The organism is Pseudoalteromonas sp. PS1M3 (genome assembly GCF_016865405.1).
GTDB classification, from domain to species: Bacteria; Pseudomonadota; Gammaproteobacteria; order Enterobacterales; family Alteromonadaceae; genus Pseudoalteromonas; species Pseudoalteromonas marina.
Genome location: NZ_AP022624.1, coordinates 804442 through 822815, shown reverse-complemented (window position 1 = coordinate 822815; position 18374 = coordinate 804442). Strand labels below are relative to the sequence as shown.

The following is an 18374-nucleotide window of genomic DNA, read 5'->3' as shown; positions in this document are numbered from 1 at the left end:
ACTTTTTTTAGTTTGCTCACCAAACCAAGGACAACCGGAGCAAATCAATGAAACAATTTAAGTTAAATGCTGTTGTGGCGGCATTAGCACTGAGCCAATTTAGTGTTAGCGTGAATGCAGAGGAACAAACATCGCCAAGGGAACCTGAAGTAAAGGTTTCTGAAGAGCTTGTGGTATACGGCGAGATTGGTTATCGCAACCGCTCGCAAGAACTAGCACCGACGCTTGAATATTCACAAGAATACTTTCAACGTTTTGAACCACTTACCGCCGGTGATGCGCTAAAGCGTGTTCCTAGTGTGACTTTTTTATCTGACGTACTTGAATCAGACGGCGCACGTATGCGCGGCTTAAGCCCTGCTTACACAAAAGTACTTATTAATGGCGAAGAAGTTCCGGGCGCCGGTGCTGACCGTTCATTTTTTGTCGACCGTATTCCAGCAGAATTAATTGAGCGTGTAGAAATTATTCGTTCATCAAGTGCCAACCGCTCTGCCGATGCTATAGCAGGCACACTTAATATTGTACTTCGCGATGGCTACAGCTTAGACGGCGGTTATATTCGCGCTGGTGGCTTACGTTACGATGACGGCGAACTAAAAGAAAGCTTTGCAGGCGTTTACGGCACTGAGTTTGCGGGTGGCCGCTTACTCGTAGGTGCCAATTTACAAGGTCGTTATAACCCAAAACAAAAATCAAGCAGACGTTATGGCGATAGCCCTGAAAATAACCCTAATTACGCTACAGACGATTTTGATAACCGTGAAGATCAATCTGATACCCGTGATGGCGATGACACATCATTAAATGCCAGCTTTGAAAAGGTGTTTGATAACGGTGGCAAGTTTGATATTAGCGCCATGTGGGTTGATACCGACCGTACCGAAGATGAGCGCTCTTTTGAATACGACGACGCGTCTGCAACCTCAGGCTCTGTCGTTGAGGGTGGTAATTTAATCTCAGATAACGCAAACGTTTCGTTTATTGATCAAACCAACTACAACATTAATTCTGGCTATGAATTACCACTACTGGGCGGTACCAGCAAATTTAAGTTAGGTTATGCCAGCTTTGAAGAATCAGTGTATGAGCAAGAGGTTGAACTTGATACGTCAGAGCTCCCCATGGTGTTTGAGGAAGCTGAAGAAACCGTTGATATTGATGATAAAGAATGGTCATTACAATGGCAGCACAGCTTACTGGTAGGTGACTCGAAAGAAGTTCAGTTTGGTGCTTTTGTACAAGGCAAAGAGCGCGATACCGCCATTTTTGTCGCTGAAGATGAAAGTGAGCAAACACTGACTGGATGGGCTCAATTTAGCGAGACGCCAATGTCATTAGCACAATTTAACAACGAATTTGAACCAGTAGACGGCGGTGTTAATAAACTTGAAGAAGATCGTTTTGATTTATTTGCGCTAATCAAGCACGAAGCGGATGTGTTCTCGTGGGAGATGGGGGTGCGCTGGGAGTCAACTGACTCAAGTATTACCGATACCAATGAAGGCGTTACTGCCGAAAATGATTATGACTTTTTCTTACCGTCGGCTCACTTTCGTTACAGCGTCAGTGATAACGGACGAGTCAGCGCCTCTGTTGCTCGCAGCTTACGTCGCCCTGACTTTGACTACATGACACCCGCCCTACTTGAAGAAGAGCTCGCTGATAATGACTTTTTAGGCAACCCAAGCCTTAAACCAGAATCATCTTGGGGTATCGATTTAGGTTACGAATACCGTTTAGGTAAAAGTGGCGTTGTTGGTGTAAACGTATTTTACCGTGACGTTAGTGACCTTATTGAAATTGCCAGTACCGGTGTTGAAGGCTCAGAAGGCGAAGGCACATTTGTACTACAACCACAAAATACTGGTGATGGCACAGTTCAGGGTATTGAGTTTGATTTATCAACCCCACTGAGCGCCTTAAACATGCCTAACACAGGTATCTTCTTAAATTACTCTTGGCTCGACAGTGAAGTTGAAGACAGTTTTGGTAAGCGCAAATTTAATGACCAATCGGATTATGTTTATAACGTTGGCTTTATCCAAGATTTACCAACACTACGCGCATCATTTGGGGCAACGTACCGTAACCAAGGTGATGCATACGGACGCTTCGTGGGTGAAGAAGTGACAACCTCTTACGGTGCTGATTTAGAGCTTTTCGTTGAAAAGCGCTGGGATGACATCACTCTACGCCTAGTTGGTTCAAACTTACTGGATGCCAGCAAAGACGAAGTTTTCAATAAGTTTGACTCGCTTGATGATCAAAACAATCGTGCCTTTGATGAGTACGAGCTTGAATCGGAAGAAGCAGGCCCTGTGATTCAAGTAATGCTGCGTTACGCATTCTAATCACACGTATTGTCATTTTAAGCACGTAATGGCAAACCATCGCGTGCTTTTTTGGAGTTAAAACATGTTTAAATTGTCTTTCATAATGGCCGCGATACTGTGCTCATCAGCGCTTAGTGCAGACGAGCCTGTTGTTTATAAAGATGCGCTATACCAACAACAAAAAATAGCTAAGTTAACTACGTTGCCTAATAGCCTTAACTTTATGGTTATTGGTGATTGGGGACACAACGGCCACTTTTACCAAAAAGAAGTGGCTCATCAGCTAGAAATTGCTATGTATCAAACCGATGCCGATTTTATTGTCTCGACTGGCGATAACTTTTACCCAAATGGCGTGGCAAGTGTGAACGATCCTCTTTGGCAATCAGCCTTTGAGAACATATACCATGGCCCGCACACATTTGAAGATTGGTATGTTGTTTTAGGTAATCACGATTACTTGGGTAATGCCCAAGCACAAATTGACTACACCGAAAAAAGTCAACGTTGGCAGTTACCTGCAAGGTACTACAGTAAAACATTTTCGCTTGAAAACAACGAGCAAGTGTTAATGGTGTTTTTAGATACCAACCCAATTCAGCCTGAATATAAAGACCGTGATAAATACCGTTCAACCCAAGGACAAGACTATAAAACCCAACTTACTTGGCTTGAAACCCAACTTGCTGGCAGTAACGCAAAATGGAAAATTGTGGTAGGCCATCACCCGCTTTATTCAAGTGGTAAACGCTTTGGCCGCAACCAAGGGCTTCGCGACATTTTAGAACCTATTTTGGAGCGTCATAACGTGCATGCTTATATCGCAGGGCACGAGCACGACTTGCAATACAACCAACCAAAAAATAGCAAGGTGGCTCACTTTGTCTCTGGTGGTGGCAGCGAAGCGCGGTTTGTAAAACAACGTGAATTTACCCGCTACGCAGAAGCAACACCTGGTTTTTTAAGTATCTCTATCAATGGCGAAACTCTCAGTGTAAGCGCGATTAATCACCTTGGTGAAGTACGTTTTAACACTGAAAAGCACATAGATAAGTAAAGGATAAAATAATGAACTTTAAACTAAATACAATTTCAGCGGTGCTATCAAGTGCTGTGCTTGTAACTGCGCTTAGCGGTTGTACAAGTAATGAGGAACCTAGCAGCCAAAGCAACGCAGCTATGGTAAAAGCAGCAATAGCAGTGGAAAAATTTGGCCCTCAACAAAATATGCAAGGCTCACAGGCAGCAGCGCTGGGTAATAACCAATGGTTGATTGCCAGCGAAAGCCAAGGCTTATTAGTGGCAGATAAAGACCAAAGCAGTGTGTTATTAGCGGGTAACTTTGAATCTATCTCACTGAAGAAAATCACAGAGCAACAATTTTTATTGGCTAGCCTAGATAACAATCAAGACAATGTGGCTATTTTTAAATTACTGAAAACGGATTCGTCTTGGCAGCTAACTGAGCTTACACGTATCAGTCCACCACAAGCTCAACCTGATGCTGTGTGTTTATTTAAAAACAGCAATACCGAGACTGTATCAGCGTTTGTGCCAGATGTTCGCGGCCTGATCAGCGAAACGGTTATATATGATTTAGCAACTAACCAAGCTAAAAATATTGCAGTGCGTGAGTTCTCTGCAGTCACTGAGGCTTCAGGCTGTGCTGTTAATGATGAAACTAAAACTTTGTATGTGGGCGAAGCAGAGCTAGGTGTGTGGGCCATTAATGCTGATGCGGAATCAGATGCCAACAAACAACCTGTGGCTTTAGTACAACCATACGGTGAATTAAACAGTGAAATAGGAGCATTATCAGTATCACAAGACGGTACTTTATGGCTTACTGCCACTGATGGCAATATGATCTATGCTTACCACGAAAATACTGAAAAACTAAGTCAGTGGTCACTGGCAGGTGAGCACACAATTGAATCTGTTGCAGCGAGTTTGCTCGATAACAATCAAGCGCAGTTGGTTTTAATTGATGATGAAACAGGTGCCTACATTCAAGCAAATGTTAACTACACTGCGCAAACAGTTACTTCACAAAACAAAGTCGCTATGACTCACATTCATGCCAGGACACAAACGACGCCAGTTGCTGCGTTTGGTGATGCAGCGGATGACCCGGCAATTTGGATAAATGAGCAAGACGCTAAAAACAGCTTAATTTTAGGCACAGATAAACGCCGCGGCTTGATGGTTTATGACCTTGCTGGCAACAAAGTACAGTCGCTCAATATAGGGCGTTTAAATAATGTTGATGTGCGCCAACATCAAGCTATAAACAACGAAACCCATACATGGATCACTGCCAGCAACCGTACGCTTAACAGTATTAGCGTATTTACTGTTGATGGAGAAAACAAAGTAAACCATGTAACAGAAATAGCCACTAACCTACCTGAGATTTACGGTATGTGTATGTATTCGTCTGATTCTGGCCATTACGTATTTATTAATGATAAATCAGGTTTATTTCAACAATACAAATTAACTGGTAATGCTAATTCCGTAACAGGTGAATTGGTCAGAGAATTTACCCTACCTAGTCAGCCAGAAGGCTGTAGTGCTGATGATAAACTAGGCCAATTATTTGCAGGTGAAGAAGATGCAGGTATTTGGTATATCGGCGCAGAGCCTACCGCTGGTAACAAAGCAGTAAAGCTACAAAGTGTTAATGAACAACTGGTGGCAGATGTAGAAGGTATGGAAATTTATCATGCTAATGATGCGCGCTATTTAGTGGTATCAAGCCAAGGCGATAATAGCTATGTGCTTTACAAAATCTCAGATGATACACAGCCTAGCCTCAGTTTTGCAGGTAAGTTTAATGTGATTGCTAACCTAGATAAAGGCATAGATGGCGTAGGTGAAACTGACGGTTTAACCGTTACAGCAATGGCTTTGCCTGGTTATCCTGAGGGCATGCTTATAGTGCAAGACGGCTACAACCGCATGCCACTGCAACCGCAAAACTTTAAAGTTATTGACTGGCGCGAAGTGAAAAAAGCAATTAAGTAAAAACCTACCATATTTAAACACAATAAGGCTCTTACGAGCCTTTTTACTATGTGTATTTGAAATAAACCTATTAAATTTAGAGTTATTAAAGCTATATACTACACTTTAAGCTCATAAATTGATTGGGGTTATTATGCGTTTAATATTTACTTTATTGTTGCTTTTACTAAGTACTACAGCGCTTGCTGAAGAAGAAAAAGTAGAACTTCCACCATTAGATCCTAGCTACAATGCAGTTCACCCCATGGCACTAGTTAATAGAGGGTCTTCTATTTTTGCTATTAATCTTCCTTCTTATAGATCGCCACATGACTTGCAAGTTGTTTACGAAGTTAAAAATTCAAACGTTGCTTTTTTAAACTTTGCGAAAAATGCCGACATGATCACTATTAAGCCGCAAAAGTTTAATATTCAACATTTAATGCGCGGGGATGAAATAACAATTACAGCCGACATTTACGAAGGTGATTACCGCCAAGGGGGTACTTTAATTTATGAAGCTAAACAACTTGAGCTTGATAAGCAACTGTACGCCAGAGAACTAAATGAGCTAAGCGAATCTTCGCAATGGCATGAGTACGATATGATTGAGCTAAATGGTACAGAGCGTATTTATGTACATAAAATTCAAAAAGCACCAAGCTTCAACCACCTAATTTTTGTGGACTTGGTTAATGCCTGTATGCAGAAAGTTCGTACATCAAAACGAGTTCCTCCTGAAAACGAACTTACTTATAAATTTATAAACTGCGGAACCTTAAAGCCTCTTTTTTACGATGGCGAAAGTTTACTTAAATAAAATAACTATGCCTAGGTATGATTGATAGGTACGAAGTTAATAAGAAAAAATGAAAGAAAAGGTATTTAAAACTGTTACATATACTGTTGATTAGTAGCTATAGGGAACAAAACTTAGCTTTGGGGCAGCAAAATAAAAACGGCTTAAACTCAACATAATTGAATTTAAGCCGTTTACACACTAATAATATCTTCACACACAATATAAAGATTCTGGTTTTAGACTGCATGGCAATTGTAGGGAAATAAAAACAACCCAAGCTAAGTCACCACCGAACTTGAGTTGCCTTTCACACTGACAACATCTTCACACACAATATAAAGATTCTGGTTTTAGATTGCGTGGCAATTGTAGGGAAATAAAAACAACCCAAGCTAAGTCACCACCGAACTTGAGTTGCCTTTCACACTGACAACATCTTCACACACAATATAAAGATTCTGGTTTTAACTGCGTGGCAATTGTAGGGAAATAAAAACAACCCAAGCTAAGTCACCACCGAGCTTGAGTTGCCTTTCACACTGACAACATCTTCACACACAATATAAAGATTCTTTGTGTTAGTTATACACTAACGAATTCTGGCCATTGCCTATAAACACATTTTACTTTGCTAAAGCTACTGATTAAGCTCTTAGCCGTGTCTATGGGTTAACTTTAGAGTTATTACTCAAATTTCACAAGCGATAAAAATAAACCTGATAGATGAAAAAAACTAAACTATAGACCTTAGTCTAATAGCCATGCTTTTAAGTAACGAAATATTTGCCTGTAAGGCACTCAGTACATATTTACTCTATTAGGCATAGAACAACTCAATGCTCCAGTATGAAACTAAGTAAACCTTTATTCTTTAATGTTATTTATGACTGAACCTGTCTGTCTCTTATTAAGTAAAATGAATTTTTAAGTGGAATTTGTATTCGTTCCGTGAAAAGCAGGCACAAAAAAAGCGCTATAAAAGCGCTTTTTGTTCTAAAAAAATATTTAAATTATTTGGTTTTCTTTCCAAGCTTGCTCTTTAGCTAAGCGCTTTTTGCGCTTGTCACAAGGATCATCGCAATCACAGGCTTTATCGATGCCTACCGAGCCTAATCCACCGCAGCTGCTGGCCATCGATTTTCTTTGCACGATCATACCTACAGCCATTGCTGTAACAATTAAAATTAGTAAGCCAAAAGTAAGAAAAAAAAGTGACATTGCTTAGCCCCTATTGATCAGCAATAAATTAAGCCCAAACTATTTTTGAGCAGTTAATATTATATACCCAACCTCTATGGAAATAAACCAGCTTTGAATACTTACAAGTAGGGTTCAAATGCAGGGCTTGAATACGTAACTAAGCCATCAGGCGATTTAGCAATTAGATAAACTGCTAAGTTATTAGCTTGTGCATAAGCTTGTGCTTTTTCCATACCCATAACTGTTAAAGCAGTTGCTAAGCCATCTGCGGTCATTGCACTTGGGTGTAATACTGTTACAGAAACTAAGTCGTGCTTAATTGGCATCCCTGTTACAGGGTCAATCAAATGGGTGTATGTTTCGCCATCCATTATATAAAAGATACGGTAATCCCCAGATGTAGCAATTCCCATAGTGCCTGGTAGTAAAATTCGGTGCACTTCACGCTTACCTGGCTCTGCATCTGGTTGTTCTATTGCAATTACCCAGCCTTGTCCATTTGGCTTTTCGCCAGACATACGCAGCTCACCGCCAATCTCAACCATGTAATTAGTAATGCTATGGCTTTCTAGTAATTGCGCTACTTTGTCTATGCCGTACCCTTTAGCAGTTGCAGAAAATGATAGTTCTAGTCCATCAACTGTTTTTGCTAGACCTTGTTCATTTAATACAAGCTTATCTACACCAATATTTGCAACCATTGCCTGAAGCTCATCATCAGTGGGTCGTTTGGTCGGCTTTTTATCAGGGCCAAATCCCCATAAATCAATCAATGGTCCCATTGTTACATCAAGTGTATTAGTAGACTCACCGATACGAATGGATTCGCTTATAACAGCTCTGAAGCCTTCACTTATTGGCATAAATTGATTTGCAGGCAAGCGATTAAATGTATTTATCTCCGAGTCTTTGATGTATGTAGACATAGACTGGTTTACGTCGACTAATACAGCATCTATTTGTTCTTGTATTTGAAGAGCAGATATTACCTCTTGCTCGTCATAATATTTAATATGATAGGTAGTCCCCATGGTTTTACCTTCTAAATAGGTTTCCTTTGGGACCGATTCTGCGCATCCAGATAACAGTAAAGTCAGCGTAATGATAAATAAGGCGATTATGCCCTGGGGAGTATTTACTTTGTTCATAACAACCCTACTTAATAGGTTAAAAATTAATATATAAGAATAAAAAAACCTCGTAACACAGAGTGCTACGAGGCTGATATTTTAACCAAAACTAATCTGTTTTGATATGCGTGTTAGCCACCGAAATCATCTAATAAGATATTTTCGTCTTCAACACCTAAGTCTTTAAGCATATTGATAACTGCCGCGTTCATCATTGGAGGACCACACATGTAGAACTCACAATCTTCCGGCGCTTCGTGGTCTTTAAGATAGTTCTCAAATAACACGTTATGGATAAAGCCAGTATAGCCTTCCCAGTTATCTTCAGGTTGTGGATCTGAAAGCGCTGTGTGCCAAACAAAGTTATCGTTTTCAGCAGCTAGGCCGTCAAAATCTTCAACGTAGAACATTTCACGCTTAGAACGCGCACCATACCAAAAACTCATTTTACGCTTAGAATTTAAACGTTTAAGTTGGTCAAAGATATGTGAACGCATTGGTGCCATACCTGCACCACCACCTACAAATACCATTTCAGCGTCAGTTTCTTTAGCGAAGAACTCACCAAATGGACCTGAAATAGTCACCTTATCACCTTCTTTAAGTGACCAAATGTACGAAGACATTTTACCACAAGGTAGGCTTAGGTTTCTTGGCGGCGGCGTAGCGATACGCACGTTAAGCATGATGATGCCTTCTTCTTCTGGGTAGTTAGCCATTGAGTAAGCACGAATTGTTTCTTCGTCTACTTTTGACTCCAGGTCAAAGAAACCAAAATGATTCCAGTCGCCACGATACTCTTCAGGAACATCGAAATCGGCATATTTAACATGGTGAGCTGGTGCTTCTATTTGGATGTAACCACCCGCACGGAAAGGCACTGATTCACCATCTGGAATTTGTAGCTTAAGTTCTTTAATGAAAGTTGCTTTGTTATCGTTAGAGATAACTTCACAGTCCCATTTTTTAACACCGAAAATTGACTCTTCAAGTTCAATTTCCATGTCATTTTTAACATTTACCTGACACGCTAAACGACAACCTTCGCGGGCTTCACCTTTAGAGATGTGATCAAGTTCAGTTGGTAGAATATCGCCGCCACCTTCTTTAATGTGAACGCGACACTGACCACAAGAGCCACCGCCACCACATGCAGAAGATACGAAAATACCCGACTCAGATAGTGCACCTAATAGCTTACTACCTGCTGATGTTTTAATGGCTTTGTCTGCATCGCCATTAATACCGATGATGATATCACCGCTTGCAACTAGTTTAGACTTAGCACCAATGATGATTAAAACTAGTATTACAACGATAGCGATAAAAACACCAACGCCTAAGAAAATATCCATGATTGACCTCGCTATTATTACAGTGAAATACCAGAAAATGACATAAAGCCAAGACCCATCAAGCCAACAGTGATAAAGGTAATACCTAAACCACGTAAACCATCAGGTACATCTGAATACTTCATTTTCTCACGGATACCTGCAAGTAATGTAATTGCAAGCGCCCAGCCCACACCAGCGCCAATACCATATACAACAGACTCGCCGAAGTTATAGTTACGCTCAACCATGAAGGCTACCGCACCAAAGATTGCACAGTTAACTGTGATCAATGGTAAGAATATACCTAATGCGTTGTATAGTGGTGGAAAGAACTTATCTAATGCCATTTCAAGAATTTGCACTAGTGCTGCAATAACACCAATGAAAGTTAAGAAACGTAAAAAGCTAAGATCAGCTTCTGGGTAACCAAGCCACTCAAGTGAACCTGGAGCTAATACCGCGTGGTAAACCAAGTTGTTAACTGGTACAGAAATACCAAGTACAACAATAACCGCTACGCCTAGGCCAATTGATGTAGTTACTTTTTTAGACACGGCTAAAAATGTACACATACCTAGGAAGAACGCTAAAGCTAAGTTTTCAATAAAAACGGCTTTTACAAATAAACTAATATAATGTTCCACTTATCGCCCCTTACGCTTTAGCTTCTACTTGGTCTTTCTTATAAGTACGTAGTACCCAAATGAATAAACCAATGATGAAGAATGCACTCGGTGGTAAGATCAATAGACCCATAGGTTGGTACCAACCACCATTTTGTACTAATGGAATAATATCAACACCGAATAGTGAACCCTTACCGAATAGCTCACGAATGAAACCAACAGTAAGAAGAACTACAGAGTAACCTAAGCCGTTACCAATACCATCAAGGAAAGACATTAATGGTGGTGACTTCATCGCGTATGCTTCAGCACGACCCATTACGATACAGTTAGTAATAATCAGACCAACGAATACAGAAAGCTCTTTTGCCGTAGCATAAGAGAAAGCCTGCAGTACTTGGTCAACAACGATTACTAATGACGCAATAATCGTCATTTGTACGATAATACGCACTGACGATGGGATGTGATTACGAATAGTCGAGATAAAAAGGCTTGAAAATGCGGTTACCAAGGTCAATGCGATTGACATGATTAATGCGTTTTTTAAGCTAGACGTTACAGCCAACGCAGAACAAATACCGAGTACTTGAAGTGCAATTGGGTTGTTAGCGAAAACTGGCCCAAACAGGACCGCCTTCATTTCTTTAGTATCAGCCATTATTTCAATGCTCCATTACGTACTTTAGCAAGGAAAGGGCCAAAGCCGTTTTCGCCAGTCCAAAAATCAACCGCGTGATCAACACCGTTAGATGTTAATGTAGCACCTGAAAGACCATCGATTTTATGCTCATCACCGCCCGCAGTTCCTTTAACGATCTGGATTGGTAATTCTTTACCTTCCCACGTTGCAGTCCACTGTGGGTTTTGAATTTCACCACCTAGACCAGGTGTTTCGTTGTGCTTATAAAAGATGATGTCTTTAATTGTTTCGCCATCGCTTTCAAGCGAAATAAAACCGTACATCAAACCCCATAAACCATAACCCTGGATAGGAAGAATAATTGCATCTGTAGAGCCATCGTCTTTTTTAGAGATGTAAACAGGTGCACGCTTAGTAATACGTTGTATACCAGCGATGTCCTTAATTCCATTCTCTTTTAAAGATTTGCTCAGCTCTGCATCATATTTGCTTTTTTCAAAGTCAAAGTCTTCTACAGGGTCTGCAAAATCACCGCTTTGCATATCAATAAAGCGTGTTTCGATTTTAGCTTCAAACGTTTCAGCAACGTTATCAACTTTGCTAATACCCGCGGCTGCTAAAATATTGCTTTGAATATCTTTTGCTTTGTTTGCTTTTTGCAAAGGGCGAAGTTGCACTGACGTTAGCGATACAATTACTGCACACACCAAACATAATGAGACAACAACAGCTAGCGTTTTGCCAATTGATTCGTTATTACTAGACATTACGTGCCAACCTCCGCTTGATATTAGCTTGCACTACAAAGTGATCGAATAATGGTGCAAACAAGTTAGCAAACAAGATTGCCAGCATGATGCCTTCAGGGTATGCAGGGTTAACAACACGGATCATGATAACCATAAAGCCAATAAGCGCACCGTATGCTAATTTACCTTTATCAGTAAATGCAGCAGATACAGGGTCAGTAGCCATAAAGAACATACCAAATGCAAAGCCACCTAGCACCATGTGCCAGTACCAAGGCATAGCAAACATTGCATTAGTTTCTGAGCCAATTGTGTTTAGTATTGATGAAGTAATCACCATACCTAGGAATACACCTAGCACAATACGCCAAGAAGCAATGCGCACGTAAATTAAGAACAAACCACCAATAAGTACAGCAAGCGTTGACGTTTCACCCATAGAACCTTGGATAAAGCCGTAGAACGCATTCCACCACATTTGCATGTTAGCGTAACCTAAGTCACCGCCTAACGTACCTGCAAATGCTTGACCTAGCATAGTTGCACCAGAGAACGAGTCTACGGCAGTCCATACTGTGTCACCTGAAATTTGCGCTGGGTATGCGAAGAATAAGAACGCACGACCTGCAAGAGCAGGGTTTAAGAAGTTACGACCAGTACCACCAAATATTTCTTTTGCGATTACAACACCGAAAGTAATACCTAGTGCAACTTGCCATAAAGGAATTGTGGCAGGCAAAATTAGTGCAAATAGCACTGATGTTACGAAGAAACCTTCATTTACTTCATGCTTACGCACGGAAGCAAACAACACTTCCCAAAAACCACCAACAACAAACGTTGTTGCATAAATAGGTAGGAAGAAACACGCTCCGTAGAACATTTTTGCGCCCCAACCTGCATCGGCAGTCAAATCACCACCTAGTAGCTGGAACAAACCTACTTGCCAAATGTTAGCTAGCTCAAAACCATTACCAAGCGCCATAGCTGCTTGATGACCGATGTTGAACATACCAAAAAACATAGCAGGGAACGTCGCCATCCACACTAAAATCATCATACGTTTTAGGTCGATGTTATCGCGAACGTGAGTTGAACCTTTGTTTACATAACCTGGTGTGTAAAAAATAGTCGCGGCTGCTTCATACAGTGCGTACCATTTTTCGTGTTTTCCACCTGGTTCAAAATGCGGCTCGATATCTTCTAAGAAAGTTTTTAAACCCATTTTAGCCTTCCTTCTCGATCGTAGTTAAGCAATCGCGTAGGGCTGCGCCGTACTCGTATTTGCCAGGACAAACGAAGGTGCATAACGCTAAATCTTCTTCATCTAATTCAAGCGCACCTAATGAAATTGCACTGTCTAAATCACGAGACAATAAGTCACGTAGTAATAGCGTTGGCAAAATATCAAGTGGCATAACACGCTCGTAGCTTCCAAGTGGAACCATGGCACGTTTTGAACCACCCGTAGACGTTGTCATTTTGAATAAACGACTCGGAGTAAGGTGAGACAAGAATGTACGCGTTACAGAGAATTTATCACTACCTGGTGCAATCCAGCCAAACAATTCCTTTTCGCGACCTTCAAGTAAAACAGATACTTGAACATGGTAACGACCTAAGAATGCATGAACACCAGACGACGTAGCACCTGCAAGTACAGAACCAGAAATAACACGGTTATCACCGTCTTCTAATTCCCCTGCCACTAAGTCATCTAATGAAGCACCTAATTGTGTTTTCACTAAACGTGGATTTTTAACGCGAGGACCTGCAAGAGAAACAACACGATCTGTGTAAATTTCACCAGTAAGGAATAGGTGACCATACGCAATAACGTCTTGGTAACCGATATGCCAAACTTGCTTGCTAGCAGATACAGGGTCAAGGTTGTGAATATGAGTGCCTACAAGTCCAGCCGGATGCACACCACCAAACTCATGTACTTCTACTTGAGCAATAGATGAGCTAGGGATTTGGCTGCCAGCTTGCTTACAAACAAATACTTTTCCATCGGTCAAACGCGATACAACAGCTAAGCCTGCTTCGAACGCTTGCGCATTTTCAGCAATAATCACTGCAGGATCTGCAGCAAGAGGATTAGTGTCTATAGCGGTAACAAATATAGAGCTAGGATTTGCATCCACAGCCGCTACTTTGCTGAATGGGCGAGCACGTAGTGCTGTCCATTGACCTGACTGAATAAGCACTTCTTTAGCTTTTTCACGATCTAAGCTTATAAGCTCAGATTCAGAGAAAGAGTCAAAGGTGATTTGCTCACTGCCGTTTACTTCAATAACAACAGATTGCAGCACACGTTTAGCACCACGATTTATTTCTTTTACAACACCAGAAGCTGGTGCGGTAAATAGGACGCCTGGGTTCTTTTTATCTTCAAAAAGTACCTGGCCTTTTTTAACTTGGTCATCCATACGAATATGCATGGTTGGACGCATACCTATAAACTCTTCACCTAGCACGGCTACTCTTTTGACGGGTGAACCGTCGTGAATAACTTGCTGAGGTGCGCCATCTAATGGTAAATCCAGACCTTTTTTTATGTTGATCATACGCACTTGCACTACATTAACGGAAAGAAACTGAAAAATCGTACCAACCACGTCGCCATTTAAGCTACCCCAAGTTATTTCAATGTATAAAAGAAAAACTCGCTTTGGTCATTAAACAGGCAACGCGGTAAAAACTCTTCACATATTGCCTTAATTTTAACACCATTGTGGGTGACTATGCGAGTGTATTTATGAAAATTATACGACTGAAACGCTTATTTGGTTTTGTTAGCTAGATTTAATAAAATTTAAGTTAGACCAAAGTGGTAGCTTAAGCAAAGAATGAGGTTTTTTAATTGATAAAAGTCGCATGAAGCGACTTTTAAATTAGGGCATGTTGACTTTATAGGATTAAAGCTTACTGAATCTTAAGGCGGTACCTGTTTAGCAATAATACTTATTTATGGGCAATAACCACACAACATCAGTTCTGTATTACCGAAATGCCAAACAGTTTACCAAAAAAGACAAGCAAGCCCTGACTATTCACTTAATTGATTAATCAATCATATTTGCAATTGCTTGAACTGGCTCTACATCTTGGTCGTAATCAACTGACTCAATGCCAAAACCAAATAAGCGTAAAAACTCATTGTGATAACCAACGTAATCTGTCAACTCGTCAATCGTGCTGGTATCTACTTTGTCCCATACTGCTTGGATACGTGCTTGAACATCGTCTTCAAGTTCTTTGTAGTTTTGAAATAAGTGTCCGCCATCATCAAAACGCGGCGTTTCACCGTACAGGTTTTCGGTAAATAAGCCATGAATTTGCTCAATGGTGCCTTCGTATGTTCCGTCCGCCTTCATTACCTTGAATAAAGCTGAAATATACAATGGCATAATTGGTATAGCAGAGCTCGCTTGTGTTACAACAGCATTTAGTGATGAAACATACGCTTGGCCATTTAACGCTTTAGTTGACTCTTTTATCGCAACCGTTGCACGGTCTAAGTCTTCTTTTGCTTTACCAATAGTCGCATGCCCGTATATTGGCCACGTTAATTCTTTGCCTATGTATGTGTAAGCTGTGGTTTTAAAGTCATCTGCTAGCACGTCAGCGTCTTGAAGTGCATTAATCCACATTTCCCAATCTTCACCACCCATTACTTTAATGGTGTTGTCGATATCGTCTTGTGTTGCAGCCTCTACAGTAATTTCGTCAATTTCACGCTTTGACGTATTTAGATTTTTTGTTGTAACTGCGTTGCCGATTGGCTTTAACGTTGATGAGTAAACGTCACCCGTATTTGGGTCAGTACGACGAGGCGACGCTAAACTGTAAATGACCAGATCAACCTTGCCTAAATCTGCTTTAATTGTATCAATTGCTTTTTGTTTTATTTCGTTTGAGAAGGCATCACCGTTGATATTTTTAGACCATAAACCGGCTTCGTCTGCTGCATTTTGAAAAGCAGCCGTATTATACCAACCTGCTGACCCTGTTTTACGCTCGGTACCTTCTTTTTCAAAGAAAATACCCAATGTTTTAGCGCCGCCACCAAATGCTGCCGTAATACGCGATGCCAAGCCGTAGCCTGTAGATGCACCAATAACTAACACATTTTTTGGCGCGCTTTTTAATGCACCTTGTTGTTTTACATAGTTAATTTGCTCTTGCACATGTTCACTACAGCCTACTGGGTGAGCGTTTGTACAAATGAATCCACGAATTTTTGGCTTAATGACCATTGATGATCCTATATCTTTTACTATAAAAATTAGCGCTAGTTTAAAGGCTAATACTTAAAACACTGATCTGATCAGTTAAATATGGTTGTAAATAACTGTCAAACCTCAATTAATCAATCTAATTTAGATCCACCTAAACAGTTTGGCGATGCTGGCGCTTCGCCGCCATGTTCAGTGTATTCGTCAGGAGTGTAAGTATGAATAGCCAATGCATGTATGTGGTTTGCAAGCTCTTCTTTTAAAATTTCATTAATTTGACGATGGCGCTGCAAAAGGCGTTTACCTAAAAACTCTTCGCTTACCACAATAACTTTAAAGTGCGAGTCAGTGCCTTTGCTGTGCATATAACTTTCGTTAATAACATTTAAATGCTTACACGCAATAGCATTGCTGACTTTTTCTTGGATTTGTTGCTGCATTGACATATAAAACCATTATTTATAGCTAATTTATGAACTTATCATAGCAAGCAGCCCTGCCCGTTGGCTAACTAAATTACGCAACTAGCCTTGTTTTATATATCTAAAGGTTAAACTTATTCGCGGGTGCACTAAGCTGGTTTGCTTCAAAATAGCATGCTGAAAGTCTCGCTGGCTATTGCCACTCATGACCAAACAACTACCACTGTGTAATTTTAAATCCGTTATTTTATTACTGGTTTTGTCTTTTAGCTTTAATACTCGCTCTGCTCCAAGCGATATACACACTATAGTGGGCTGATGGCCTAACTCAATTTCATCATCACTGTGCCACCCCATAGTGTCGTTGCCATCGCGATAATAGTTGACTAATAAAGAATTAAAAGGCTGGTTTAAATGTGCCTCTAACCTTTTTCGCATTGCCATTAATGCACTAGGCCAAGGTTCAGTTATTAACTTACTGTTTGAATAGCCGTATTCAATTTTATGGTCGCCAATAAAGCATTGCAGCCGTGGAATTGGTCCAGTTTTAGAGTAAACCGTGACTTCTGGCTGCTGCCAGTTAAGGTTTTTTTGCAGATAATAAAATAAATCGAGGCTTTTTTGTGCGCTAAGCGCCTTTGTTTGATAAGAAAAGCCATTAGGCAACTGTTGGGGGTTGGCGTTTTGCCGTTGCATGTTAGAATTTACCTACATTAGTTTACTGATACAAAAACCACTATGACGACGCAAGCCCAGCTAGGCGATAAAACTTTTACTCTTGAACGCTTCCCTTTGGATCAAAAAAACCGCAGTTTACAAGCGTGGGATTCGGGCGATGAGTACCTTATCAATTATGTTAACGAACATCATCCTGATTGTCGCTCATTGCTTATTTTAAATGACAGCTTTGGTGCTCTTGCCTGTAGTTTTAATCAATTAACGGTTTGTTCAGTTAATGACTCGTATATTAGCCACCAAGCCGCAGCATATAATTTACAAGAGAATAAGCTATCTACTGTGCAATTTACGCAATTGGACAGCCTCTCGGCACTTCCAGAAGACGTAGATTTAGTGTTAATCAAAATACCACGTAATGTTGGCTTTTTGCAGTTTCAATTAAGTGAGTTAAGCGAAGTTCTTGCACCAGGCACACCTGTTATTGCAGCTGGTAAAACGAAAGATATTCACAACTCAACAATTAAGGCGTTTGAACAGTTTATTGGTGAGACTAAAACAAGCTTAGCGGTGAAAAAGTCACGCCTTATTTTAAGTAGCGCAAAAGGCGGCTATAAAGCTGCTGATTACCCTGTTTCATGGCAACTTGAAGGCACCGAGTTTAATATTACAAACCATGCAAATGTGTTTTCGCGTGATTCGTTAGATATTGGTGCGCGCTTCTTTTTTAACTACTTGCCGCAAACACCAAAAGCTAAACAAATTATTGATTTAGGCTGTGGTAATGGCGTAGTTGGTGTTATGACCTTAGCGCGCTGCCCTAAAGCCTCTGTAACGTTTGTTGATGAATCGTACATGGCGGTCGAGTCTGCACGACTTAACGTAGAGCAAAACATGGCAGAACGATTTGATGATTGCGAATTTATCGAAAACGATTGCCTAACCAGCTTTGAAAAAAACAGTGTAGATATGGTGCTATGTAATCCACCATTTCACCAAGCACAAGCGGTTACTGATCACATTGCTTGGCAAATGTTTAAACAAGCTAAAGACACGTTAAAAGAAGGTGGTGAGCTGCGTATTATTGGTAATCGTCATTTAGATTATCATGACAAGTTAAACCGAATGTTTGGTAACTGTAAGCTATTAGGTTCAAACAAAAAATTTGTGGTTTTAAGTTCAACTAAAAATAGTGGGGTGTTATAAC

16 protein-coding genes are annotated in these 18374 nt (G+C 40.6%); 5 read left to right on the top strand and 11 right to left on the bottom strand.

Annotated elements, in window-relative coordinates:
* Window positions 1-47: 47 nt before the first annotated feature.
* From PS1M3_RS03815 to PS1M3_RS03800, 4 genes are all read left to right on the top strand, one after another.
* The gene (locus tag PS1M3_RS03815; RefSeq protein WP_203986321.1) at window positions 48-2354 is read left to right on the top strand and encodes a TonB-dependent siderophore receptor; all 2307 of its coding nucleotides are present in this window, start codon (window positions 48-50) and stop codon (window positions 2352-2354) included.
* 64 nt (window positions 2355-2418) lie between these two features.
* A complete protein-coding gene (locus PS1M3_RS03810) occupies window positions 2419-3393 on the top strand; it encodes a metallophosphoesterase (protein WP_178955373.1) in 975 nt (324 codons plus the stop codon).
* An 11-nt stretch (window positions 3394-3404) separates the two neighbouring features.
* Window positions 3405-5363, top strand: coding sequence for a phytase (locus tag PS1M3_RS03805; protein ID WP_203986319.1), 1959 nt, complete (start codon window positions 3405-3407; stop codon window positions 5361-5363).
* A gap of 133 nt (window positions 5364-5496) precedes the next feature.
* Window positions 5497-6162 (top strand): hypothetical protein, encoded by a 666-nt coding sequence (locus PS1M3_RS03800; RefSeq protein ID WP_203986317.1) that lies wholly within the window; start codon window positions 5497-5499, stop codon window positions 6160-6162.
* Between the two features lie 987 nt (window positions 6163-7149).
* On the opposite strand, the gene nqrM is transcribed toward PS1M3_RS03800, so the two are convergent.
* The 11 genes from nqrM to PS1M3_RS03745 all read right to left on the bottom strand — a co-directional run bounded on the left by nqrM (window position 7150) and on the right by PS1M3_RS03745 (window position 17188).
* The gene (nqrM, locus tag PS1M3_RS03795; RefSeq protein WP_010557000.1) at window positions 7150-7362 is read right to left on the bottom strand and encodes a (Na+)-NQR maturation NqrM; all 213 of its coding nucleotides are present in this window, start codon (window positions 7360-7362) and stop codon (window positions 7150-7152) included.
* A gap of 101 nt (window positions 7363-7463) precedes the next feature.
* A complete protein-coding gene (locus PS1M3_RS03790; RefSeq protein ID WP_203986315.1) occupies window positions 7464-8492 on the bottom strand; it encodes an FAD:protein FMN transferase in 1029 nt (342 codons plus the stop codon).
* 113 nt (window positions 8493-8605) lie between these two features.
* Window positions 8606-9829 carry an NADH:ubiquinone reductase (Na(+)-transporting) subunit F gene (nqrF, locus tag PS1M3_RS03785; protein WP_010556998.1) on the bottom strand — a complete coding sequence of 408 codons (1224 nt, stop codon included), beginning with the start codon at window positions 9827-9829 and terminating at the stop codon, window positions 8606-8608.
* A 17-nt stretch (window positions 9830-9846) separates the two neighbouring features.
* Entirely contained in the window at window positions 9847-10455 is a 609-nt protein-coding gene (gene nqrE, locus PS1M3_RS03780; protein ID WP_006791490.1) for an NADH:ubiquinone reductase (Na(+)-transporting) subunit E, read from the bottom strand.
* Window positions 10456-10465: 10 nt separating this feature from the next.
* On the bottom strand, window positions 10466-11098 hold the full coding sequence (locus tag PS1M3_RS03775) for an NADH:ubiquinone reductase (Na(+)-transporting) subunit D (protein ID WP_006791491.1): 633 nt from the start codon (window positions 11096-11098) through the stop codon (window positions 10466-10468).
* Window positions 11098-11847 carry a Na(+)-translocating NADH-quinone reductase subunit C gene (locus PS1M3_RS03770; RefSeq protein WP_010556997.1) on the bottom strand — a complete coding sequence of 250 codons (750 nt, stop codon included), beginning with the start codon at window positions 11845-11847 and terminating at the stop codon, window positions 11098-11100. The genes PS1M3_RS03775 and PS1M3_RS03770 overlap by 1 nt, the downstream gene beginning before the upstream one ends.
* A complete protein-coding gene (locus PS1M3_RS03765) occupies window positions 11840-13054 on the bottom strand; it encodes an NADH:ubiquinone reductase (Na(+)-transporting) subunit B (RefSeq protein WP_006791493.1) in 1215 nt (404 codons plus the stop codon). Before PS1M3_RS03765 ends, PS1M3_RS03770 begins: the two co-directional genes overlap by 8 nt.
* Window position 13055: 1 nt before the next feature.
* Window positions 13056-14399 (bottom strand): Na(+)-translocating NADH-quinone reductase subunit A, encoded by a 1344-nt coding sequence (locus PS1M3_RS03760; RefSeq protein ID WP_138740207.1) that lies wholly within the window; start codon window positions 14397-14399, stop codon window positions 13056-13058.
* Window positions 14400-14897: 498 nt separating this feature from the next.
* Window positions 14898-16091 (bottom strand): enoyl-ACP reductase FabV, encoded by a 1194-nt coding sequence (gene fabV / locus PS1M3_RS03755; RefSeq protein ID WP_203986313.1) that lies wholly within the window; start codon window positions 16089-16091, stop codon window positions 14898-14900.
* Window positions 16092-16204: 113 nt separating this feature from the next.
* On the bottom strand, window positions 16205-16516 hold the full coding sequence (locus tag PS1M3_RS03750; RefSeq protein WP_138740209.1) for a BolA family transcriptional regulator: 312 nt from the start codon (window positions 16514-16516) through the stop codon (window positions 16205-16207).
* A gap of 78 nt (window positions 16517-16594) precedes the next feature.
* The gene (locus PS1M3_RS03745; protein ID WP_138740210.1) at window positions 16595-17188 is read right to left on the bottom strand and encodes an alpha-ketoglutarate-dependent dioxygenase AlkB; all 594 of its coding nucleotides are present in this window, start codon (window positions 17186-17188) and stop codon (window positions 16595-16597) included.
* Window positions 17189-17230: 42 nt separating this feature from the next.
* Between PS1M3_RS03745 and PS1M3_RS03740 the strand changes: the two genes are divergently transcribed.
* Window positions 17231-18373 carry a methyltransferase gene (locus PS1M3_RS03740; RefSeq protein ID WP_138740211.1) on the top strand — a complete coding sequence of 381 codons (1143 nt, stop codon included), beginning with the start codon at window positions 17231-17233 and terminating at the stop codon, window positions 18371-18373.
* The last annotated feature ends 1 nt before the right edge of the window (window position 18374 follow it).